The sequence below is a fragment of the Actinosynnema sp. NPDC002837 genome (assembly GCF_040295345.1).
Lineage (GTDB): Bacteria > Actinomycetota > Actinomycetes > Mycobacteriales > Pseudonocardiaceae > Actinosynnema.
On sequence record NZ_JBEOVG010000067.1, the window covers coordinates 23,384 to 43,837 of the forward strand.

Here is a 20,454-nt window from a genome sequence, read left to right on the forward strand (position 1 = left end):
CCGTGCATGTGGCCGTCGGCGCGAAGGGCTGGCCGTACGCGGCCAGCAGCAGAGTCGAGGGCTGGCCGTGCGTGCGGCCACCAGAGTGGTGGGCTGACCGTGCGCGTAGCCGTCAGCGGAGAGCTGACCGTCGGGTGGCTACGGCCGTGCACAGTGCCGCCGCCACGCCCAGCCCGCCGCACACGAGCGCCGGCCACAAGTCAGGCGTGTGGCGCAGCAGCACGGACGGCAGGAGCCACACGGCCACGCCGAGAGCGAAGCCCAACGGCGCAGACGCGACCACCGCCGCCGTCCCCGCCCGACCCCGCCGCAGGGACCGCAGGATCGACTCCAGGTACGCGAGCGCGAACAGCAGCAGCACCGCGCTCCCCGCGCCCATGATGCTGATCATCGGGTGCGTGACCGGTCGGAGGGAGTAGTCGGTGGACTGGCCGTCGGCCGTCACCGTGGCCACGGCGGCGCCGCCCACGATCCACCGGCTCGCGCCCGGCAGCTCGAACGCCAGTGAGGTGGCAGGCGAGGAGGGGGTGGAGGCGGGTTCGGAGGAGGACGTGGAGGCGGGTTCGGAGGAGGACGTGGAGGCGGGGGCGGGTGGGGAGGCGGGGACGTCGGCCAGGGTGATGCCGACCGCCGTCACGGCGAGGCGCGCGGTCGCCGGGTTGCCTTGGCCCACGGTGACCGGCTTGCTCAGGTCGACGTCGAGGGCGGGCAGGGCGCGGCCCGGCAGGGCGAACGGGATGGTGATCATCACGGCCGCGGCGAGGGCGGCGGTCAGCGCGAACCAGCGGGCGGGCTTCGGGGCGGCGGTGGCGGCCAGGACCTGCGCGGCCGGGACGAGGGTCTGCGAGCCCAGCCGCGCGGGGGTCGACGGGGCGTCCACGAGCGTCGCCCGAACGGGCATGTCGAGGGTCTCCCGCGGCACGGCGGAACCGGTCGCGGGACGAGTGCTCGCGGCGGCGACCTGCGGGCTCAGGTGGACCGGTTCGCCGAGGCGCAGCAGCCAGTCCCGGCCGAAGACCTCCGCCGCCGCGCCCGCCAGGTCCACCGCGAACGTCTCCGCGTTGCGGTACCGGGCCTGCGGGTCGCGTTCGATCCCCCGCATGATCACCCGGGCGAGTGGATCAGGTACCTCGATCAGGGGGCGGGGCTGCTGGTAGACGTGACGCTGGATCATCGCCAACGCCCCACCACCGCTGTCGAACGGCAGCCGGCCGCTGAGCAGCTCGTACAGCACCGTCGCCGCACCGTAGACGTCGGCCGCCGGGCTGAGCGGGTTGCCCAGCGCCTGTTCCGGCGACAGGTACGCGGGCGTGCCGAGCACCTGCCCGCCGTGCGTCACGAGCGTCGCACCCTCGCTCACCACCTGCGAGATCCCGAAATCGGCGACCTTGAGGACCCCACCGGCGGTGAAGAGCAGGTTCTTCGGCTTCACGTCCAGGTGCAGCACCCCGGCCCCGTGCGCCGCGTGCAGACCGGACAGCATCGCCAGACCGATGGCGCACGACGAAGCGGGCGTGACACCCGAACCGGTGAACTTCGACCACACGGTGCCACCGTCGAGCTTCTCCATCACCAGCAGGTGCTCGCCGCGGTCCTGGACGTAGTCGTACACGGGCACGATGTGCGGGTGGTCGAGCCGCGCCAGCAGCCGCGCCTCGTGCGCGAACCGGGCGCTCATCCGCTCGTCCGACGCGAGCACACCGGGCAGCCGCTTCACCGCCACCGCCCGCCCCAACGGCCGGTGCACGGCCGCGTACACGACCCCCATCCCGCCGCGCCCGACCTCCGCGCCGAGCTCGTACTGCGGCAGCGCCGCGACGACGTTCGCCGACACCGTCACGCCGCACCGCCCGGCAACGGCCGCGTGATGCGCTGCGTGCTCTCCGGGTCGATCGGACCGCCCGGACCGACCGGGGCCAGGTCGTCCGCGTCCGGGTGCGGTGTCAGGTAGCCCAGGGCGAACGCGACCGCCGCCGCGCCCAGCACGAACGGGATCTCCGCGGCCGGTGACGGCGCCATGATCCGCAGCACGGACAGCGAGATCACCGCGACGAGCCCGGTGCCGACGCCGGCGGGCAGGAACCGCATCGCCCGCTGCCACCGGTTCGCGGGCAGCCGCCGGCGGGCCAGCGCGAACAGCGCGCCCGCCCACGCCAGCAGGGTCAGCCCGAACAAGGCCAGCCCGAACACCCCGTAGACCGACCACAGCGACCCGCGCACGTCACCGGTCATGCCGATCGACGCGAGCACGTCGCGGTTGGTGTCGAGCACTTCCAGCTCGGTCGGCAGCAGGCCGGTCGCCTGGCCGCCGAGCTGCCCGAGGTCGAGCACGAACCCGCGCGTGACGCTCTCCTTGGCGGGCACGTCGAACGGCACGGTCGTGTCGTAGGAGAAGAACGTCAGCGCCAGCGCCGTGCCGGACAGCCGGATCGTCTTGATGTGCCGGACCGTGTCGGTTCCGTTGTGGACGGTCACGGAGATCAGGGAGGAGCGGGACGGGTCGAGCAGCAACTCGTCCTCGCCGACCGGTGTGCCGTCCACCGTGGCGTCGATGGTGACCGCGTCCCCGGCGGCGTGGGCCGGGGCGACGCCGAGGAAGATCCCGCACAGGAGCAGTAAACCGACGCTGCTCATAATGCGTCTCACAAGGGCACCTCATCGGGGGTCGCGGACTGGTCCGGGAGTCGGCATGCGATCGGCAGGAACACTAGCTCTACTCGGTGCCTTGGCATATGGCGTTACGGCGCTCGTAGCGGCACCGGTATCGGCGCAGCAGCAGGGCGTCGCGACCGCGAGCCCGGATTCCGGTCCGGCGGGCAGCACGTTCACGCTGAGCTGGACCGGCGTGTACCTCGACCCGGACTGCTCGAACCCCACCGTGCAGATCCTGTGGGACGGCGGGCGGGTGATCGGCAGCGGCAGGCACGCGGGTCGCGGCACGGGTTCGGGCACGGCGACCGTGCCGTCGGACGCGGGCGTCGGGACGCACCGGGTCACGGCGCGCCCGCAGTGCGCGGCGACGTCGAACCCGACGGACAGCTTCACGGTGACCGCGAGGCCGACCACGACCACGACCCCGCCGCCGGTCACGACGACGACCGCTCCCCCGGTGACCACGACGACCACCACGCGTCCGACGACCACGACCACCCGGCCGACGACGACCACGACAACCGCGACGACGACAACCACGACGGACAGCTCCGCGCCGACCACGACCGCCACCACGAGGCCGTTCGACGGTGACGGCGCGCTGACGTTGGACAAGGACAACATCCAGCCGGGTGATCCGTTGACGGCCACCGGCACGGGCTGTGACCCGGGGTCGTCGGTGCGGCTCAGCGCGCTGGGCGAGGCCGTCGGCGCGGCGAAGGCGGACGGCTCGGGCACGTTCAGCACCAGGGTCGAGTTCACCACGATCCAGCCGGGTCGCCACGTGATCCGCGCCGACTGCGGTGTGGTGCTGGTCGGGAGCGTGGACGTGGCGTTGACCAGCTCGACCGGCGGCACGACGTCCACCCTGGTGATCCTGGTGTTCTTCCTGCTCGTGGGCGCGATCATGGTCCGGCGCCAGTTCGCCGGCCTGTTCACCAAGCGGTCCTGAGTCGAGCGGGACCTGAGGCGAACCGGGCCTGAACAGGGCAAACCTGAGCGGGCCCGAAGACGATGACGGCCCGAAGACGACGAAGGCCCCGGCGGGGAAGTCCCACCGGGGCCGTCGTGCCGTTCTCGCCTGAGCCTGGCTAGGGCTCTTCGCGCTGCTTGCGCAGCTTGGTGAGCGCCTCTTCGAGGATCGCCTCACCGTCCGCGTCGGAGCGCCGCTCCTTCACGTACGCCAGGTGCGTCTTGTACGGCTCGTTGCGCGGCGGAGCAGGAGGTGCCTGCTCGTCGCGCCCGGCCGGCAGACCGCACCGGGGGCAGTCCCAGTTCTCCGGGATCTCGGCTTCGACCGCGAACGACGGCCGAGACTCGTGCGCGTTCGCGCACCAGTACGACACCCGACGTCGGGGCGCGGACTCGCCGCGCTCCGATTCGCCCATCGGGCCTGCGCCGACGCGGGTACCGCGAATCGCGTTACCACCAGCCATCGACCCTCACACCCCCACCACGTGGTTTCCCTGTGTCCGCGTCGGCCGACGTCGTCGGCGTCCACCGACCTGTGTCAGTTGACCTTCATCAGCAGCCCGATGCCCACGATGGCGATGACCCAGACCGCGCCGACGAACAACGTCAGGCGGTCGAGGTTCTTCTCCACCACGCTGGAACCGGACAGGCTCGACTGCATGCCGCCGCCGAACAACGAGGACAGACCGCCACCACGCCCGCGGTGCAGCAGCACGAGCAGGATCAGCAGCAGGCTGGAGACGAGCAGCAGGATCTGCAGGAACAGGATCATTTCTTCCTCGCTGTCAGGCAGGTGACGCCACAGAGTACCCGGTCGACTGCCGACCGTGGACCACCGCGGGTGGAGAGTGTGTCAATCACATCAGGGTAGAGGGCCGCCCGCGGCGAGTGCACACAGCTTCGCGAACTCGTCCGCATCCAGGCTCGCACCACCGACAAGGGCGCCGTCGACGTCCTTCTGAGCGATCAACTCCGCGATGTTGCCGGACTTGACCGAGCCGCCGTAAAGCACTCGAACGGCCGAAGCGACGTCCTCGCCGTAGAGCTCGGCGAGCTTGACCCGAATGGCGGCGCACACCTCCTGCGCGTCGGCCGACGAGGCGACCTTGCCGGTGCCGATCGCCCACACCGGCTCGTAGGCGACGACGACGTCGCGCACCTGCTCGGCGGTGAGGCCCTTCAGGCCCGCGACGAGCTGCTCGGTGCAGTGCTCGACGTGCCCGCCGGCCTCGCGGACGTCCAGCTGCTCGCCGAGGCAGAAGATGGGCGTGACGCCGTGCTTGAGCGCCGCCTTGACCTTCTTGTTGACGACTCCGTCGTCCTCGTTGTGGTACTCGCGCCGCTCGGAGTGGCCCACGGTGACGTAGGAGCAGCCGAGCTTGGCCAGCATCGGGCCGGACACGTCGCCGGTGTAGGCGCCCGAGTCGTGCGGCGACAGGTCCTGCGCGCCGTACTTGAGCAGCAGCTTGTCGCCGTCGACGAGGGTCTGGATCGACCGGATGTCGACGAACGGGGGCAGCACCGCGACCTCGACCTTGGCGAAGTACTTCTCCGGGAGCGAGAAGGCGATCTTCTGCACCAGGGCGATGGCCTCGAGGTGGTTGAGGTTCATCTTCCAGTTGCCCGCGATGAGGGGCTGACGCTGAGCCATCACGCCTCCAACACAGACACGCCGGGCAGTTCCTTGCCCTCCAGGTACTCCAGGGACGCCCCACCACCGGTGGAGATGTGCGAGAACCCGTCCTCGGGCAGGCCGAGCGCGCGCACGGCCGCGGCGGAGTCGCCGCCGCCGACCACGGTGAACGCGTCGCTCTTGACCAGCGCCTCGGCCACCGCGCGGGTGCCGCCGGAGAAGGCCTCGAACTCGAACACGCCCATCGGGCCGTTCCAGAACACGGTCTGCGCGTCGGCGAGCTTCGAGGCGAACAGCTCGCGGGTCGCCGGGCCGATGTCCAGGCCCTGCCGGTCGGCGGGGATGGCGTCGGTGGCGACGACCTCGAACTGCGCGTCGGGCGCGAAGTCGACGGCGGCCAGCACGTCGACCGGGAGCACGAGCTCCACGCCGCGCTTCTCGGCCTCGGCGAGGAAGCCGCGGACCTGGTCGAGCTGGTCTTCCTGCAGCAGCGAGCCGCCGACCTCGTGGCCCTGGGCCTTGAGGAAGGTGTAGGCCATGCCGCCGCCCACGAGGAGCCGGTCGACCTTGGTGAGCAGGTTCGCGATGACGCCGAGCTTGTCGGAGACCTTCGCGCCGCCGAGCACCACGACGTAGGGGCGCTGGAGGTCGTCGGTGAGCTTGCGCAGCACCTCGACCTCGGCCAGCACGAGGCCGCCCGCGTAGTGCGGGAGCTTCTTGGCCACGTCGTAGACCGACGCCTGCTTGCGGTGCACGACGCCGAAGCCGTCGGAGACGAACGCGTCGGCCTTGGCGGCCAGCTCGTCGGCGAGGGCGGCGCGCTCGGCGTCGTCCTTGCTGGTCTCGCGGGCGTCGAAGCGGATGTTCTCCAGCAGCACGACGGTGCCGTCACCGGCGGCCTCGGTGCCGATCTCGACCGGCAGGCCGAGCAGCTCACCGAGCCGGACGGCGACGGGCGCGAGGGAGAACTTGGGGTCGGGCTCGCCCTTGGGGCGGCCCAGGTGCGCGGCGACCAGCACGCGGGCGCCCGCGTCCACGAGCGCCTTGAGGGTGGGCACCGACGCGCGGACGCGGCCGTCGTCGGTGATCCGGTCGCCGTCGAGGGGGACGTTCAGGTCGGCGCGCACGAGGACGCGCCGACCCGAGACACCCTCGCTGAGCAGATCGTCGAGAGTCTTCACAGCGAGTGATCCGTCTCTTCGCTCAGAGCTTGCTGGCGACGAGGTTGACCAGGTCGGCGAGGCGGTTGGAGTAGCCCCACTCGTTGTCGTACCAGCCGACGACCTTGACCTGGTTGCCGATGACCTTGGTCAGCGGCGCGTCGTAGATGCACGACGCCGGGTCGGTGACGATGTCGGCCGACACGATCGGGTCGGTGTTGTAGCGCAGGTAGCCCTTGAGCGCACCGTCCGCGGCGGCCTTGTAGGCGGCGTTGACCTCGTCCACGGTGACGTCGCGGCCGACGGTGACGGTCAGGTCGGTGGCCGAGCCGGTGGGCACGGGCACGCGCAGGGCGTAGCCGTCGAGCTTGCCCTTCAGCTCCGGCAGGACCAGGCCGATCGCCTTCGCGGCACCGGTGCTGGTGGGCACGATGTTCAGCGCGGCGGCACGGGCGCGGCGCAGGTCCTTGTGCGGCGCGTCCTGCAGGTTCTGGTCCTGGGTGTAGGCGTGGATCGTGGTCATGAGGCCACGCTCGATGGTGAAGCTGTCGTGCAGCACCTTGGCCAGCGGGGCCAGGCAGTTGGTGGTGCACGAGGCGTTGGAGATGACGGTCTGCGAACCGTCGTACTGGTCGTCGTTCGCGCCCAGCACCACGGTGAGGTCCTCACCCTTGGCCGGTGCGGAGATGATGACCTTCTTCGCGCCGCCCTCGTCCACGTGCTTGCGCGCGGCCGAGGCGTCGGTGAAGAAGCCGGTCGACTCCACGACGACGTCGACGCCGAGGTCCTTCCAGGGCAGCTTGCCGGGGTCGCGCTCGGCCAGGGCCTTGATGACCTTGCCGTCGACCGCGATGCCCTCGTCGGTCACGGTCACCTCACCGTCGAGGCGGCCGAGGATGGAGTCGTACTTGAGCAGGTGGGCCATGGTGTTGACGTCACCGAGGTCGTTGAAGGCGACGATCTCGATGTCGTGCCCGCTGGCCTGAACGGCGCGCCAGAAGTTGCGACCGATGCGGCCGAAACCATTGACACCTACGCGAACCGTCACGGTGAGTCTCCTCGGTACTCGACTGGCGTTGTCCGCCAGGGGCGTGCAGTCATGGGCTGACCAGGCAGCCGAGAGCCAGCCTAGCCTCCGGCCTGCGTCCCTGGTCACGTGGACCACCAGGATCTCTTTATCGAACAAGAAAATCCAGCTCGACCGGCTTGTTACCTTTGGGTAACTCGGTCACGGGGGCTTCGTGACCCCGGAGTGCGGTCGTCGCCGCGCTTCGGCGTCGGGCCCGGCGGCTTCCAGCCTATGACTCTCGGTGCTCGCCCGCAGGACGCGCGCTGCGTGACGGAGGGTGGCCGTTCCGAATGTCGACGGTGCGGTAACGCTGCTCTGAACGGGCTACAGCCACGGTTACACGAACGGGTTAAGCTGCGCCGCTTTTTCCGTTCGACTCGTGGCGGTGGGTAGTGGCGCTGGTGACCGACGAACCGCCTCTCGAGGCCGCCCGCGCCGCCGGTCGTCCCGCGGTCAGGGCCGACATCCAGGGCCTGCGGGCGTTGGCCGTCGGCCTGGTGATCTGCTACCACCTGCGCCCCGAGTGGCTGCCCGGCGGTTTCGTCGGCGTCGACGTCTTCTTCGTGCTCTCGGGCTTCCTGATCATCGGCACGCTCACCGGCGAGGTCCGCCGCACCGGGCGGGTCGGGCTGCTCGACTTCTACGCGCGGCGGATCCGCAGGCTCCTGCCCGCCGCCACCGCCGTGCTGCTGGCCGTCGCGGTGGCGGTGTTCGCCGTGCTGCCCGAGTCGCGGTGGCCGACCGTGCTGCGCGAGGTCCTCTTCTCCGCGATCAACGCGCAGAACTGGCTGCTGGCCGTGCTGTCGAACGACTACGGGCACGCGGGCGTCGGGGCCTCACCGGTGCAGCACTTCTGGTCGCTGGCCGTCGAGGAGCAGTTCTACCTGGTCATCCCGCTGGTGCTGGTCGCGGCCACCCTGGCGGCACGGCGGGGTGGACGGCCGGTGCGGTACGCCGCGGTCTCGGTCGGCGTGATCACGGTCGCGTCGTTCGCGTTCTCGGTCTGGTTCACGCCGGTCGACCCCGGCGCGGCGTACTTCGTGACGCCGACCCGGATGTGGGAGCTCGGGATCGGCGGCCTGGCCGCGATGGTGCTGCACCGGCTGCGGCTCGGCGCGGCGGCACGTCTGCTGCTGGGCTGGGGCGGTGTGGCCGCGGTGCTGGTGAGCGCGTTCCGGTTCACCACGGACCTGGCGTTCCCGGGCTGGATCGCGGCACTGCCGACGGTCGGCACGGCGGCGGTGCTGGTCGCCCGGGACGACTCGCTGGCCCGCGTCCTCGGCCTGCGCCCGCTGACCTACGTCGGCGACATCTCCTACAGCCTGTACCTGTGGCACTGGCCGGTGATCGTGTTCGTGCTCGAGGTGACCGGGCGTCAGGTCTTGGACGGGTACCAGGCCGGGTTCGCCGCGGCGCTGAGCCTCGTGCTGGCCGCGTTGTCGAAGCACTTCGTCGAGGACCCGTTCCGGCGGCGCAAGCACAACCGCAGGCGCGTGACGTACGGGATCGGCGCGGCCATGGTCGCGGTGACCGTGGCGGTCGCTTCGGGCGGGTGGGCGTCGGCCGAGTCGACGCTGGCGGCGTTGCGCGGCAGGTCGGTGATCGACGCCGACCACCCCGGCGCGCTGGCGCTGGACCCGAGCCGTCCGGTGCCCGCGCAGGCCGGCATCCCGCTCGCACCCGACCCCGCCGTGGCGGGGGAGGACGGGCCGCTCGGCGACCTGCCGGGCGATTGCAACGTCTACGACATGACCGCGGAGCCCGCGGCGTGCACGTACGGGGCACCCGAGGCGACCAAGACCGCGGTCATCGTCGGCGATTCGCACGCCGCCCAGTTCAGCAGCGCCCTGGCCGAGTTCGTGCGGCACGAGGGCGCCGGCCGGTGGCGGGTGAAGGTCATCGTGCGCAACGGCTGCCCGTTCACCGCGGTGCCGCCGTCGGAGGCGGGCACGCCGCTGACCGTCTGCTCGGACGAGAACCTGAAGAAGCTCGACCTGATCCGCGACCTGAAGCCCGACCTGGTCGTCACCGCCGCCATGTCGCCCGAGTCCTACCGCGCGGACCTGGACTGGACCTGGGAGTCGCCCGACCGCGCGGTCGAGGGTTACCGGACCATGCTCACCGCGCTGTCGGACGCCGCCATCCCGGTCGCCGTGATCCGCGAACTGCCCCGGCCGGCACGGCCGGTCGTGCCCTGCCTGGAACGCCGCCCCGACGACCCGGCCGACTGCGACACGCCCCGGGCGCGGGCCGTCGGCTCGGCGGCCGACCCGCTGGCCGACGCCGCGACCGGTCTGCCGGGCGTGCGGGTGGTCGACCTGACCGACTGGATCTGCCGCGCCGACACGTGCCCCGCCGTGGTCGGCAACGTGGTCGTCTACCGCGACAACCACCTCACCGACACCTACGTGAGGTCCCTGGCCGACCCGCTCGTCGCCGCCCTGGGACTCCGCTAGCGGGGCAGCCCTCCGGTCAGACCTCGGCTTCGAGCATGTCCGCCGTCACGGCGGACTCGGTGTCCGGCATGCCCAGTTCCTTCGCCCGCTTGTCCGCCATCGCCAGGAGTCTGCGGATGCGGCCCGCGACGGCGTCCTTCGTCATCTGCGGGTCGGAGAGTTGGCCCAGTTCCTCCAGCGAGGCCTGCCGGTGGGCCAGCCGAAGGGCTCCCGCGGCGGCCAGGTGGTCCGGCGCCTCGGCGCCCAGGATCTCCAGCGCCCGCTGCACGCGGGCGGCGGCGGCGACGGCGGCGCGGGCCGAGCGCCGCAGGTTGGCGTCGTCGAAGTTCGCCAGGCGGTTCGCCGTCGCACGCACCTCGCGGCGCATCCGGCGCTCCTCCCAGGCCAGCACGCTGTCGTGCGCGCCGAGCCTGGTCAGCATCGCGCCGATGGCGTCGCCATCCCTTATCACCACGCGCTCCGCGCCGCGCACCTCGCGCGACTTCGAGCCGATGCCCATCCGCCGCGCCGCGCCGACCAGCGCCAGCGCCGCCTCCGGCCCCGGGCAGGTCACCTCCATCGACGACGACCGGCCCGGCTCGGTCAGCGAGCCGTGCGCCAGGAACGCGCCGCGCCACGCCGCCTCCGCGTCGCACACACCGCCCGACACCACCGGCGCGGGCAGGCCGCGCACCGGGCGTCCGCGCGGGTCGAGCAGCCCCGTCTGCCTGGCCAGGCCCTCGCCGTCCTTCACCACGCGCACCACGAACCGGGTGCCCTTGCGCAGCCCGCTGGACGTGATGGTGAACACGTCCGACTGGTGCCCGTACAGCTCGTGGATCTCGCGGCGCAGCCGGCGCGCCGTCGAACCCAGGTCCAGCTCCGCCTCGACGACCACCCGGCCGCCCACGATGTGCAGGCCGCCCGCGAACCGCAGCAACGAGGCGACCTCCGCGCGGCGGCAGCAGGTCTTGGAGACGGCCAGCCTGCTCAGCTCGTCCTTCACCGCCGACGTCATCGCCACGGCGCCTCGCCTCCCCTGCTCGTCCGGTCTTCCTGGAGGGTTGTACTCGACGCCCCTCCGGTCTCGTCACCAGGGCCGGCCAACGCCCGGGTGATGCTCGACGCCAGCGCGGCCGGGTCGTGCCGGTCGGGCGCGCCGGCCACGGCGATGGGCGCGAGGTGCGCCGCAGCGCCGAGAGCTGCGGCGGCCCTGCGCAGCCGGTCCGGAACGGGCACCGCGTCGACGTCCGCGATCACCGCGTCCACCCGCAGGGCGGGCGCGTGCGCGCACAGCACGTCCAGGTGCAGCTCCGGCGAGAAGCCGTCGGTTTCCCCCGGTTGGGGGACGAGGTTGAGCACGACCACCTTGCGCGCCGACGTGCGCACGAGGGCGTCGTGCAGCTCGGGCACGAGCAGGTGCGGCAGCACGCTGGTGAACCACGAGCCGGGCCCGAGCAGCACGACGTCCGCCGCGAGCACCGCCTCCACCGCCTGCCGGCAGCCGCGCGGCGCCTCGCCCGGTCCGCCCGGCCCGTTGAGCCGGATCCGCTGCACGCGTCCCGGCGTGGTGGCGATCGCGACCTGGCCGCGGATGCGGCGCACCACGTCGTCGTCATCGTCCAGCCCGGTCACGTCGGCCTCGATCGACAACGGCTCGGTGCACATCGGCAGCACGCGACCGCGCACGCCGAGCAGCCGCCCGGCCTCCTCCAGCACCGCCACCGGGTCGCCGAGCTGCTCCAGCAGGCCCGCCAGCACGAGGTTGCCCACCGCGTGCCCGGCGAGCGCGCCGGTGCCGCCGAACCGGTGCTGGAACAACGTCGCCCACAACGCGCTCGACTCGTCCGCGCCGGCCAGCGCCACCATCGCCTTGCGCAGGTCGCCGGGCGGCAGCAGGCCCAGCTCGCGGCGCAGCCGCCCCGAGGAGCCACCGTCGTCCGCGACCGTCACCACGGCCGTCACGTCGTCGGTCACCCGGCGCAGGGCGGTGAGCGTGGCGTGCAGCCCGTGCCCACCGCCCAGCGCTACCGCTGCGAAGCTCACTCGCGTCCCAGGTCCCGGTGCACGACCTTGACGGCCATGCCGTCCTCGCTGGCCAGCCGGCCCGCGAGCTCCTCGGAGATGGCCACGCTGCGGTGCTTGCCGCCGGTGCAGCCGACCGCCAGCGTCAGGTACCGCTTGCCCTCGCGCCGGTAGCCGGCGCCGATGAGGCGCAGCAGCTCGTGGTAGCGGTCCAGGAACTCCTCCGCGCCTTCCTGCGTGAGCACGTAGTTGCGCACGTCGCCGTCCAGGCCGGTCTGCTCGCGCAGCTCCGGGATCCAGAACGGGTTCGGCAGGAACCGCACGTCCATCACCAGGTCGGCGTCCATCGGCAGGCCGTACTTGTAGCCGAACGACAGCACCGTGACGCGGGTGCGGGTCGCCGACTCGGTGCCGAACGTGTCCTCGATCTTGGCCCGCAACTGGTGCACCGACAGCGCCGAGGTGTCCAGCACCAGGTCGGCTTCCTCGCGCAGCGGCGTGAGCAGGATCCGCTCGGCCTCGATGCCGTCGGCGAGGCGGCCGTCGGCCTGCAGCGGGTGGCCGCGCCGCACCGACTCGAACCGGCGGATCAGCACGTCGTCGGTGGCCTCCAGGAACAGCACCTTCGGCTTGTAGCCGCGCGCGTCCAGGTCCTTGATCACCGCCGCCAAATCCTCGGTGAACGCGCGGCTGCGCACGTCCATGACCACCGCGACCCGGGTGATCGCCCCCCTGGCCTGGGCGCCCAGCTCCACCATGGTCGCGATCAGCTCGGGCGGCAGGTTGTCCACCACGAACCAGCCCAGGTCCTCCAGGCACTTCGCGGCCGTGCTGCGGCCCGCCCCCGACAGGCCCGTCACCACCGCGACTTCGATGCCGGACTTCTCGCCGGCCGGTGCGCTCACGTTCGCTCCCCTTCGGTGCCCGCCGTGCTCAACGTCGCGTGCACGGCCTCCGCGGTGCGCCGGCCCACTCCGGGCACCACGCTGATCTCCTCGATGCTCGCCTCGCGCAACTTCTTCAGCGAGCCGAAGTGCTTCAGCAGCGCGGCCTTGCGCGTCTGCCCCAGTCCCGGCACGTCGTCCAGCGCCGAGGTCGTCATCCGCTTCGACCGCTTCTGCCGGTGGTAGGCGATGGCGAACCGGTGCGCCTCGTCGCGCACCCGTTGCAGCAGGTACAGGGCCTCGCTGGTGCGGGGCAGGATCACCGGGTCCGGCTCGCCGGGCACCCACACCTCCTCCAGCCGCTTCGCCAGGCCGACCACCGCGACGTCGGTGATGCCCAGCTCCGCCAAGACGTCGGAGGCTACCTGCGCCTGCGGCGCGCCGCCGTCCACCACCAGCAGGTTCGGCGCGTAGGCGAACCTGCGCGGCTTGCCGGTCTCCGGGTCGATGCCGGGCGTCGGGCCGCCGTTGTCCTTGTTGTCGCGCAGGTACGCCTGGAAGCGCCGCCGCACCACCTCGGCGATCGAGCCGACGTCGCCCTGCTCGGCGCCCTCCCGCACGCCGAACCGGCGGTACTCGGACTTGCGCGCCAGGCCGTCCTCGAACACCACCAGCGACGCCACCACGTCCGTGCCCTGCACGTGGCTGACGTCGGTGCACTCGATCCGCAACGGCGCCGTGTCCAGGCCCAGCGCCTCCTGCAGCTCCTGCAAGGCCGCCGACCGGGCCGTCAGGTCGCCGGCGCGGCGCAGCTTGTGCTGCTGGAACGCCTCCTTGGCGTTGCGCTCCACCGTCTCCATGAGCGCCCGCTTGTCACCGCGCTGCGGCACCCGCAACGACACCTTGCCGCCGCGCAGGCCCGACAGCCACTTCTCGACCGCCTCGGCGTCGTCGGGCAGCTCCGGCACGAGCACCTCGCGCGGCACCGGCGCCGACTCGACGCCGCTGACCCGGGCCGACTCGACCTGCTCGCCGTAGAACTGGGTGACGAACTGGTCCACCAGGCCCGTCACGCCGGTCTCGTCGACCTTGTCGACCACCCAGCCGCGCTGGCCGCGCACCCGGCCGCCGCGCACGTGGAACACCTGGACCGAGACCTCCAGGTCGTCCTGCGCGAACGCGACCACGTCGGCGTCCGTGCCGTCGCCGAGGACGACGGCCTGCTTCTCCAAGGCGCGCTTGAGGGCCGCCTGGTCGTCGCGCAGGCGGGCGGCCTTCTCGAACTCCAGCTCCTCGGCGGCGGCCGTCATCTCGCGTTCCAGCCGGCGCACCATCGAGTCGGTCTTGCCGGCCAGGAAGTCGCAGAAGTCCTCGACGATGTCGCGGTGCTCGTCCGCGTCGACCCGGCCCACGCACGGCGCCGAGCACTTGTCGATGTAGCCGAGCAGGCAGGGGCGGCCGATCTGGCCGTGGCGCTTGAACACGCCCGCCGAGCAGGTGCGCGCCGGGAAGACGCGCAGCAGCAGGTCGAGCGTCTCGCGGATCGCCCAGGCGTGCGCGTACGGGCCGAAGTAGCGCACGCCCTTGCGGCGCGGGCCGCGGTAGACGTGCAGGCGGGGGAACTCCTCGTTCAACGTCACGGCCAGCACCGGGTACGACTTGTCGTCGCGGTAGCGGACGTTGAAGCGCGGGTCGAACTCCTTGATCCAGTTGTACTCCAGCTGCAGCGCCTCGACCTCGGTGCCGACGACGGTCCACTCGACGCTCGCGGCGGTGGTCACCATCTGGCGGGTGCGCGGGTGCAGGCCGGCGACGTCGGCGAAGTAGGAGTTCAGGCGTTGGCGCAGGCTCTTGGCCTTGCCGACGTACACCACGCGGCCGCCGGCGTCGCGGAACTTGTACACGCCGGGGGCTTCGGGGATGGTGCCTGTCGCAGGGCGATAGGTCGACGGATCGGCCACCGGACAAGCGTACGTGGGGGCACCGACAGCCCGGCGGAGACCGACCCCGTGCCGGATCACGCCGCCCCCGGCGGCACGGGGCGAGGTCGCCTGGCCGAGGTCGGACCTGGCGTTCCGCGGCGGGCGGACCGTTCGCGCCCCGATCCGCCGGCGATCGACGAGCGTGATCGCGGCGGACGAGGGCGCGAACGGTCGACGCGACCTCGCGGGGTTCAGGCGGGGACGATCTGGCCCGCCTCGACCTTCACCGGGACCTCCCTCAGGCCCGTGGTGGCCGGGCCCTTCGTCACCTGGCCGTCCGCGGCGTTGAACGTGCTGCCGTGGTTCGGGCAGGTGATGACGCCGCCCTCGGGCGGCGACACCGCGGTCCCCTGGTGCGGGCAGGTGGCGTCGTAGGCCTTGACCGTGTCGCCGGTGCGGACGAGCACGAGCGGCTTGCTGTCCGCCGGGTTGCCCGCGATCGTGCCGCCGCCGTCGGGCACGTCGGCCAGCGCCGCGATGATCGGCGGCCCGGACGGGGTGGTGCCGCCACCGCCGGGCGTCGTGCCGCCGCCGGTCGCGGTGGTGCCGCCGGGGGTGGAACCGCTGCTGCACGCGGCCAGGCCGCCCGGCACCGCCAGCGCGACCAGCACGCCGCACAGCACCGAGCGACGGGACAGCCCTGTCTTCTCCGTTGAACTCAAAGCAGGTCCTTTGCTACGTGGTGGGTGGTCGTTCGGCCACACAGGCAATACGACACCACGTGAAGCGGGGTTCAACACCCCAGCCCTTGGGACGGCTTCTTCAGGAAAGCAACACGTCGGGCCCGGACACCGCCACCGCGACCTCCGCCAACCCCCGCGGTGACGGGCCGGACAGCACCGCCCCGGTCGTCGGGTCGAACGCGGAGCGGTGCGTGGGACAGCTGATCGTGCCGCCGGCGGGCGGGTTCACCGTCGTGCCCTGGTGCGGGCAGGCCGGGTTGAACGCCCGCACCTCCGACTCCGAGGGCCTGACCAGCAGCAACTGGCCGTCGCCGCCGACGTCGACCAGCGCGCCGGAGCCGACCGGGACGTCGGCGAGCCCGGCCACGCGGTCACCCGCGCGGGCCGAGCCGACACCGGGCCGACGCGTCGGCGCGCCCGAGCCGCAGGAGGTCAGGGGCACGCCGGCGGTCAGGGCGAGCAGTCCGCACAGCAGCGTCCGTCGGTCCACCCGCCCATCTTCGCCTACCGGTCCTTCGCCACCGCCGTCCGGGCCAGCGCCAGCACCGCCGTGAACGGCGGGAACCAGTGCCGCGAGTGCGACGGCGGGTTCGCCCACCTCAGCGACCCGTACCGGGTCATCGTCGGCGGCAGCGCGATCCGCTGCGGCGAGCGGACGAACTGGACCTCGGCGGGCGCCTTCAGGTGCGTGGGCAGCAGGGCGACCAGCTCGGCGAGGAAGATCCAGTGCTCCCGCGGGCCCGGGATGACGGTGACGGGACCGGCGAGCATCCTGGCCTTGAGGTCGGCCAGGACGCGCGAGCCGATGCGGGCGGGCATGGCCAGGGCGGTGGTCGCGGGCCCCAGCGGCAGGAAGACGCCCTGCTCGGTGACCGAGACCTTCCAGCCCAGCAGCCGGTAACCCGCGATCGCCTCACCGAGTGCCTGCTGGTGCGCGCGGTCGCGTGGTCCGTATCGCGGGCCGTTGTCGGCGGTGGTGGCGGCGGTGATGCTCATCGGCGGAGGTCCCTCCCCGGTCGGGTGGAGTGGGCGGCGTGTGCGCGGGCCGCGGGGGTCGTCCCGGCACTGGCACACCACGCAGCGTCGGCCCCGGCGGGACGTTTCACCACACCGTTATCGGGTCGGATCCATGCACCTCACGGATCAGCCTCATCCACCACCCGGCGTCACGGGGGCTCCGACCAGGGGCCCACCCCGCCTTATGCACGAAATGCATGGACTCCTGATCACATCTCTATACACTGGTGAGCACGCTCAGTGACGGGAGCGAGCCATGGAACGGAAAGCTCGAAGAGCAGCCAGTACCAGGCGCGCATGCCCGACGTGCGGGGCGCTGATCGCCGCCGACAACACCGACCGGCTCTGCCAGCGTTGTCGCCGCAACGCGCGGACCGAGCTCTACGGACCACCCGAGGTACCCGGGGACTTCTGGGACCACGAGGCGATGGCCGCCGCGTTCTCCGACCGGAACATGGGCGCCCTCCTCGCCGCCTACCGGCACCACCCCCAGCACGTCAGTCGCGTCACCCAAGACCGCATGGCGTCCTGGCTGGGGATCTCCCAGGCGCAGCTGTCGCGGTACGAGACCGGTGAGAACCCGATCGACCGGATCGACCGGCTGCGCCACTTCGCGCGGGCGCTCGGCGTGCCGGCCGACCGGCTGTGGTTCGACCGCGTCGGAATCCCAAGCCAGGCGGACGCCGATCGCGGCGCCCCGCCCGATGTGCTCGCCGCGGCGTGGGACGCGTCGAGCATTGCCAGATCGGTCGAGGAGACGGCGAGGAACGACTTGGCGATCAGCAGACGAGCGGCGCTCACCGGAGCCGCCGCGGTGGCGATGGGTCCCGCACTGGTCGAACCGTTGCAGAAGTGGCTCCACCCCTTGCAGCCCCTGTCCAAGTGGTCGTCCAGCGCGGCGATCAGCGAGGAGGAGCTGGCGGCGTTGCAGCGCGTCGCCGACGGGCTGCGCGGGTGGGGTGGCCGAGGCGGGTACGGGTTGGCGCGCAAGGCGGTGCTCGGGCAGTTGGAGGAACTGGCCGAGCGGTTGTCGCGGGCGCCGGCGGGCCCCACGACGGAACGGGCCTTCTTCATCGGGGCCGAGCTGTCCAAGGTGGCGGCGAGCATGTCGTGGGACGCGGGCATGCACGACGCCGCGCAGCGGTACTACGTGCTCGGGGTCCGCATGGCGAAGGCCGGGCGCAACGACCCGTTCGCCGCCCTGTGCCTGGCGGCGATGGCCAGGCAGATGTTCGACCTCGGCCGGCCCGAGGACGGTTTAGAGCTGGTCCAGCTGGGCCAGTACGGCACGCGGCGCAACGCCACCCCGACGTTGCAGGCGCTCCTGCTGACCCGTGAGGCGTGGGCCTACGCGCAGATGGGTCGGGTGCGGGAGTTCCACCGGGCGGTCGGGCAGGCGCAGGACAGCTTCGCGCAGCGGCGGCCCGGTTCGGACCCGTGGTGGCTGGACTCGTTCGACGAGGCGGAGCTGGAAGGCGTGATCGGCGCGCGCATGAGGGACCTGGCCGGGCACGACCCGAAGCAGGCGCCGTTGGCGGAGCGGCACATCCGGCGGGCGCTCGACCTGCGCGACCCGGCGAGGGTGCGCAACCGGGCGTTCGACGTCATCGGGTTGGCCCGCACGAAGATGGTGTCGGGCGAGCCCGAGGAGGCGTGCGGGCTGATCCAGCAGGTGCTGCCGACGGCGGCGGGCCTGGCGTCCGGGCGGGTGGTGCGCAAGCTGCAGGACTTCGCCAAGGAGGCCGAGCGGCACCGCGACCTGGCCGTCGTGCGCGACACCCGTGAGGCGATCCGCGGGGTCCGGACGGCCTAGTGATGCGGGTGGGGATCACCGGGCACAGCAAGCTGGCGCCCGATTGCGTCGACTCCGTGCGGGAAGCCATCCGCGCGGCGGTGGAGGCCGAGGCGGCGGGCGGGTCATCCCTGGTCGGGGTGACCTGCCTGGCGCCGGGCGCGGACCAGCTGTTCGCGCGGGTGGTGCTGGAGCTGGGCGGCCGGGTCGAGGTCGTGCTGCCCGCGATGGACTACCGGGACCGGCTGAAGCCGGAGAAGCGGGCCGACTACGACGAGCTGCTGGCGCGGGCGCACGTGGTCAGCGTGCTGCCGAACGAGCTGTCGGGCCGGCACGCGTACGTGATGGCGAACGAGCGGATGCTCGCGTCGGTGGAGCTGCTCATCGCGGTGTGGGACGGGCAGCCGCCGGACGGGCGCGGCGGCACGGCGGACGTCGTGGAGACGGCGCGCGCGTCGGGCGTGCCGGTGGTGGTCGTGTGGCCGGAAGGCGCACGACGCGGCTAGGACGCGGACAGGAGCTGTCCGCGTTGGCCGGCAGACTGCGGCTCATGCTGGAGACCTCGGCCCGTCTGCTCAAGCTGCTGTCGTTGTTGCAGGTGCGCCGCGACTGGACCGGAGCGGACCTCGCGCACCGCCTCGGCGTCGACGTCCGGACCGTGCGGCGCGACGTCGACAAGCTGCGCACCCTCGGCTACCCGGTCAACGCCGCGCCGGGGGTGTCGGGCGGCTACCAGCTGGGCGCGGGCGCCGAGCTGCCGCCGTTGTTGTTGGACGACGACGAGGCCGTGGCGGTCGCCGTGGGGTTGCGCACGGCGGCCAGCGGCAGCGTGTCGGGCATCGAGGAGACGTCGGTGCGCGCGTTGGCCAAGCTGGAGCAGGTGCTGCCGTCGCGGCTGCGGCGGCGGGTGAACGCGCTCCAGGCGCACACCGTGGCGTTGCCGATGCGCGGGGCGCAGGTCGACGCGGGCACGCTGACCGCGATCGCCATCGCGTGCCGCGACCACCAGCGGCTGCGGTTCCCCTACGCCGGGCGCGACGGCGACACCCGCCGCCACGTGGAGCCGCTGGGCCTGGCGAACACCGGGCGGCGGTGGTACCTGGTGGCGTGGGACGTGGACAAGGCGGACTGGCGGACGTTCCGGGTGGACCGGATCCAAGGGGAGCCGACCCCGGGCGCCCGCTTCACGCCGCGCGAGCCGCCGGCGGAGGACCTGGCGTCGTACGTGGCGCGGCAGCTGTCCGTCGCGCCGCACCAGCACGAGGCCCGGCTGATCATGCACGCGCCCTACGACGTGGTCGCGGCACGCACCTCGTACGGCCCGATCCACCTGGAGCGGATCGACGACGAGCGGACCCGGCTGACGGTGGGCACGTCCGCGTTGGAGGACGTCGGGCCGTGGATCGCGATGATCGGCGTCGACTTCGAGGTGGAGGGCCCGGAGGAGCTGAGGCGCCACCTCCGGGCCACCGCCGAACGCCTGCTCCGCGCCGCCGGTCCGTGACGCCTACGCCGTGCCCGGGAGCCGCAGGACGATCTCCCGATGGTCCTCGACGTGCTCGGTGACGACGGTGTCGACCGTGACGTGGTCGACGTCCGGCGCGTCCAGCTCGGCGTGGGAGGGGCCGTCCAGGCGGAGGAAGTCGTCCAGGTCGGGCGACAGGCCCCACACCGAGTAGCCGTCGTCCTCCACGCGCACGGGCGTGCCGACGGGCAGGGACCGCTTGGCCTCCTCCCAGGCGCGGCCACGGGCCTCGGCCTCCGCCCGCACCGCCGGCACGAACTGCGCCGGCGGGCGGTAGTGGTGCCGCACGACGTAGTGGTGCACCAGGTTCGGCGCCGCGTAGACGACGCCGTCCGGCCCGGGAACGCGGATCTCCGCGCTGCCCAGCGTCTGCACGGTCCCCTCGACCGGCTCCCGCACCGGGTACGCGGCGCCCGGTCCGCACAGCTCACAGCCGTGCCACCCGCGCGTGACGTGGACGCGGTGGTACCGGACCAGCACCCCCAGCGCCTCGGCCAGGCCGGGCTCCGGTTCGCCGACCTCGAACCGCGACTCCCGGCCCAACCACCCGACGTTGACCGTCGATGGCGTCTCCCCGCTCCAGTACACGTAGGGCGTCAGGTCTTCGTACGTCGTCATGTCGTCC

20 protein-coding genes are annotated in these 20,454 nt (G+C 72.5%); 5 read left to right on the forward strand and 15 right to left on the reverse strand.

All coding sequences use genetic code 11. From position 1 onward, the window contains the following. Positions 1 to 112: 112 nt before the first annotated feature. Both ABTZ99_RS32720 and ABTZ99_RS32725 read right to left on the reverse strand, forming a co-directional pair. Positions 113 to 1,840 carry a serine/threonine-protein kinase gene (locus ABTZ99_RS32720; protein ID WP_499616766.1) on the reverse strand — a complete coding sequence of 576 codons (1,728 nt, stop codon included), beginning with the start codon at positions 1,838 to 1,840 and terminating at the stop codon, positions 113 to 115. Next, a complete protein-coding gene (locus ABTZ99_RS32725; protein WP_499616769.1) occupies positions 1,837 to 2,646 on the reverse strand; it encodes a hypothetical protein in 810 nt (269 codons plus the stop codon). The genes ABTZ99_RS32720 and ABTZ99_RS32725 overlap by 4 nt, the downstream gene beginning before the upstream one ends. 79 nt (positions 2,647 to 2,725) lie before the next feature. On the opposite strand from ABTZ99_RS32725, the gene ABTZ99_RS32730 reads away from it, so the two are divergent. Further along, on the forward strand, positions 2,726 to 3,604 hold the full coding sequence (locus ABTZ99_RS32730; RefSeq protein ID WP_499616772.1) for a hypothetical protein: 879 nt from the start codon (positions 2,726 to 2,728) through the stop codon (positions 3,602 to 3,604). 139 nt (positions 3,605 to 3,743) lie between these two features. On the opposite strand, the gene ABTZ99_RS32735 is transcribed toward ABTZ99_RS32730, so the two are convergent. The 5 genes from ABTZ99_RS32735 to gap form a co-directional block, all read right to left on the reverse strand. Continuing rightward, the gene (locus ABTZ99_RS32735) at positions 3,744 to 4,088 is read right to left on the reverse strand and encodes an RNA polymerase-binding protein RbpA (protein WP_015103628.1); all 345 of its coding nucleotides are present in this window, start codon (positions 4,086 to 4,088) and stop codon (positions 3,744 to 3,746) included. Between the two features lie 74 nt (positions 4,089 to 4,162). Next, positions 4,163 to 4,396, reverse strand: a complete 234-nt coding sequence (secG, locus tag ABTZ99_RS32740; protein WP_498779798.1) for a preprotein translocase subunit SecG — start codon at positions 4,394 to 4,396, stop codon at positions 4,163 to 4,165. 90 nt (positions 4,397 to 4,486) lie between these two features. After that, positions 4,487 to 5,275 carry a triose-phosphate isomerase gene (gene tpiA / locus ABTZ99_RS32745; RefSeq protein WP_498779800.1) on the reverse strand — a complete coding sequence of 263 codons (789 nt, stop codon included), beginning with the start codon at positions 5,273 to 5,275 and terminating at the stop codon, positions 4,487 to 4,489. Then, on the reverse strand, positions 5,275 to 6,438 hold the full coding sequence (locus tag ABTZ99_RS32750; protein ID WP_498779802.1) for a phosphoglycerate kinase: 1,164 nt from the start codon (positions 6,436 to 6,438) through the stop codon (positions 5,275 to 5,277). Before ABTZ99_RS32750 ends, tpiA begins: the two co-directional genes overlap by 1 nt. Before the next feature lie 22 nt (positions 6,439 to 6,460). Further along, the gene (gene gap, locus ABTZ99_RS32755) at positions 6,461 to 7,465 is read right to left on the reverse strand and encodes a type I glyceraldehyde-3-phosphate dehydrogenase (RefSeq protein WP_230569162.1); all 1,005 of its coding nucleotides are present in this window, start codon (positions 7,463 to 7,465) and stop codon (positions 6,461 to 6,463) included. 422 nt (positions 7,466 to 7,887) lie between these two features. Between gap and ABTZ99_RS32760 the strand changes: the two genes are divergently transcribed. Continuing rightward, a complete protein-coding gene (locus ABTZ99_RS32760; protein ID WP_499616777.1) occupies positions 7,888 to 9,942 on the forward strand; it encodes an acyltransferase family protein in 2,055 nt (684 codons plus the stop codon). Between the two features lie 16 nt (positions 9,943 to 9,958). On the opposite strand, the gene whiA is transcribed toward ABTZ99_RS32760, so the two are convergent. The 7 genes from whiA to ABTZ99_RS32795 all read right to left on the reverse strand — a co-directional run bounded on the left by whiA (position 9,959) and on the right by ABTZ99_RS32795 (position 16,491). Further along, positions 9,959 to 10,945: a DNA-binding protein WhiA gene (gene whiA / locus ABTZ99_RS32765; protein ID WP_230569164.1), complete on the reverse strand. Its 987-nt coding sequence runs from the start codon at positions 10,943 to 10,945 to the stop codon at positions 9,959 to 9,961. Then, positions 10,936 to 11,967, reverse strand: coding sequence for a gluconeogenesis factor YvcK family protein (locus ABTZ99_RS32770; RefSeq protein WP_499616780.1), 1,032 nt, complete (start codon positions 11,965 to 11,967; stop codon positions 10,936 to 10,938). The genes whiA and ABTZ99_RS32770 overlap by 10 nt, the downstream gene beginning before the upstream one ends. Further along, entirely contained in the window at positions 11,964 to 12,821 is an 858-nt protein-coding gene (gene rapZ, locus ABTZ99_RS32775) for an RNase adapter RapZ (RefSeq protein ID WP_170232487.1), read from the reverse strand. Before rapZ ends, ABTZ99_RS32770 begins: the two co-directional genes overlap by 4 nt. 26 nt (positions 12,822 to 12,847) lie before the next feature. Then, positions 12,848 to 14,791, reverse strand: a complete 1,944-nt coding sequence (gene uvrC, locus ABTZ99_RS32780; protein ID WP_499616783.1) for an excinuclease ABC subunit UvrC — start codon at positions 14,789 to 14,791, stop codon at positions 12,848 to 12,850. Positions 14,792 to 15,003: 212 nt separating this feature from the next. After that, positions 15,004 to 15,474 carry a Rieske (2Fe-2S) protein gene (locus tag ABTZ99_RS32785; protein ID WP_498779809.1) on the reverse strand — a complete coding sequence of 157 codons (471 nt, stop codon included), beginning with the start codon at positions 15,472 to 15,474 and terminating at the stop codon, positions 15,004 to 15,006. Positions 15,475 to 15,574: 100 nt separating this feature from the next. Beyond that, on the reverse strand, positions 15,575 to 15,985 hold the full coding sequence (locus ABTZ99_RS32790) for a Rieske (2Fe-2S) protein (RefSeq protein ID WP_498779811.1): 411 nt from the start codon (positions 15,983 to 15,985) through the stop codon (positions 15,575 to 15,577). 14 nt (positions 15,986 to 15,999) lie between these two features. Beyond that, entirely contained in the window at positions 16,000 to 16,491 is a 492-nt protein-coding gene (locus ABTZ99_RS32795; protein WP_123746588.1) for a hypothetical protein, read from the reverse strand. Between the two features lie 277 nt (positions 16,492 to 16,768). On the opposite strand from ABTZ99_RS32795, the gene ABTZ99_RS32800 reads away from it, so the two are divergent. From ABTZ99_RS32800 to ABTZ99_RS32810, 3 genes are read left to right on the forward strand one after another with little or no spacing between them, the layout of a single operon-like run. Beyond that, positions 16,769 to 18,325: a helix-turn-helix domain-containing protein gene (locus tag ABTZ99_RS32800; protein WP_498779812.1), complete on the forward strand. Its 1,557-nt coding sequence runs from the start codon at positions 16,769 to 16,771 to the stop codon at positions 18,323 to 18,325. 2 nt (positions 18,326 to 18,327) lie between these two features. Beyond that, a complete protein-coding gene (locus ABTZ99_RS32805; RefSeq protein ID WP_498779813.1) occupies positions 18,328 to 18,810 on the forward strand; it encodes a hypothetical protein in 483 nt (160 codons plus the stop codon). 44 nt (positions 18,811 to 18,854) lie between these two features. Further along, the gene (locus ABTZ99_RS32810; RefSeq protein WP_498779887.1) at positions 18,855 to 19,808 is read left to right on the forward strand and encodes a helix-turn-helix transcriptional regulator; all 954 of its coding nucleotides are present in this window, start codon (positions 18,855 to 18,857) and stop codon (positions 19,806 to 19,808) included. 3 nt (positions 19,809 to 19,811) lie between these two features. Here ABTZ99_RS32810 and ABTZ99_RS32815 read toward each other — a convergent pair whose 3' ends face one another. Then, positions 19,812 to 20,447 carry a DUF7919 family protein gene (locus tag ABTZ99_RS32815; protein ID WP_499616787.1) on the reverse strand — a complete coding sequence of 212 codons (636 nt, stop codon included), beginning with the start codon at positions 20,445 to 20,447 and terminating at the stop codon, positions 19,812 to 19,814. Between the last annotated feature and the right edge of the window lie 7 nt (positions 20,448 to 20,454).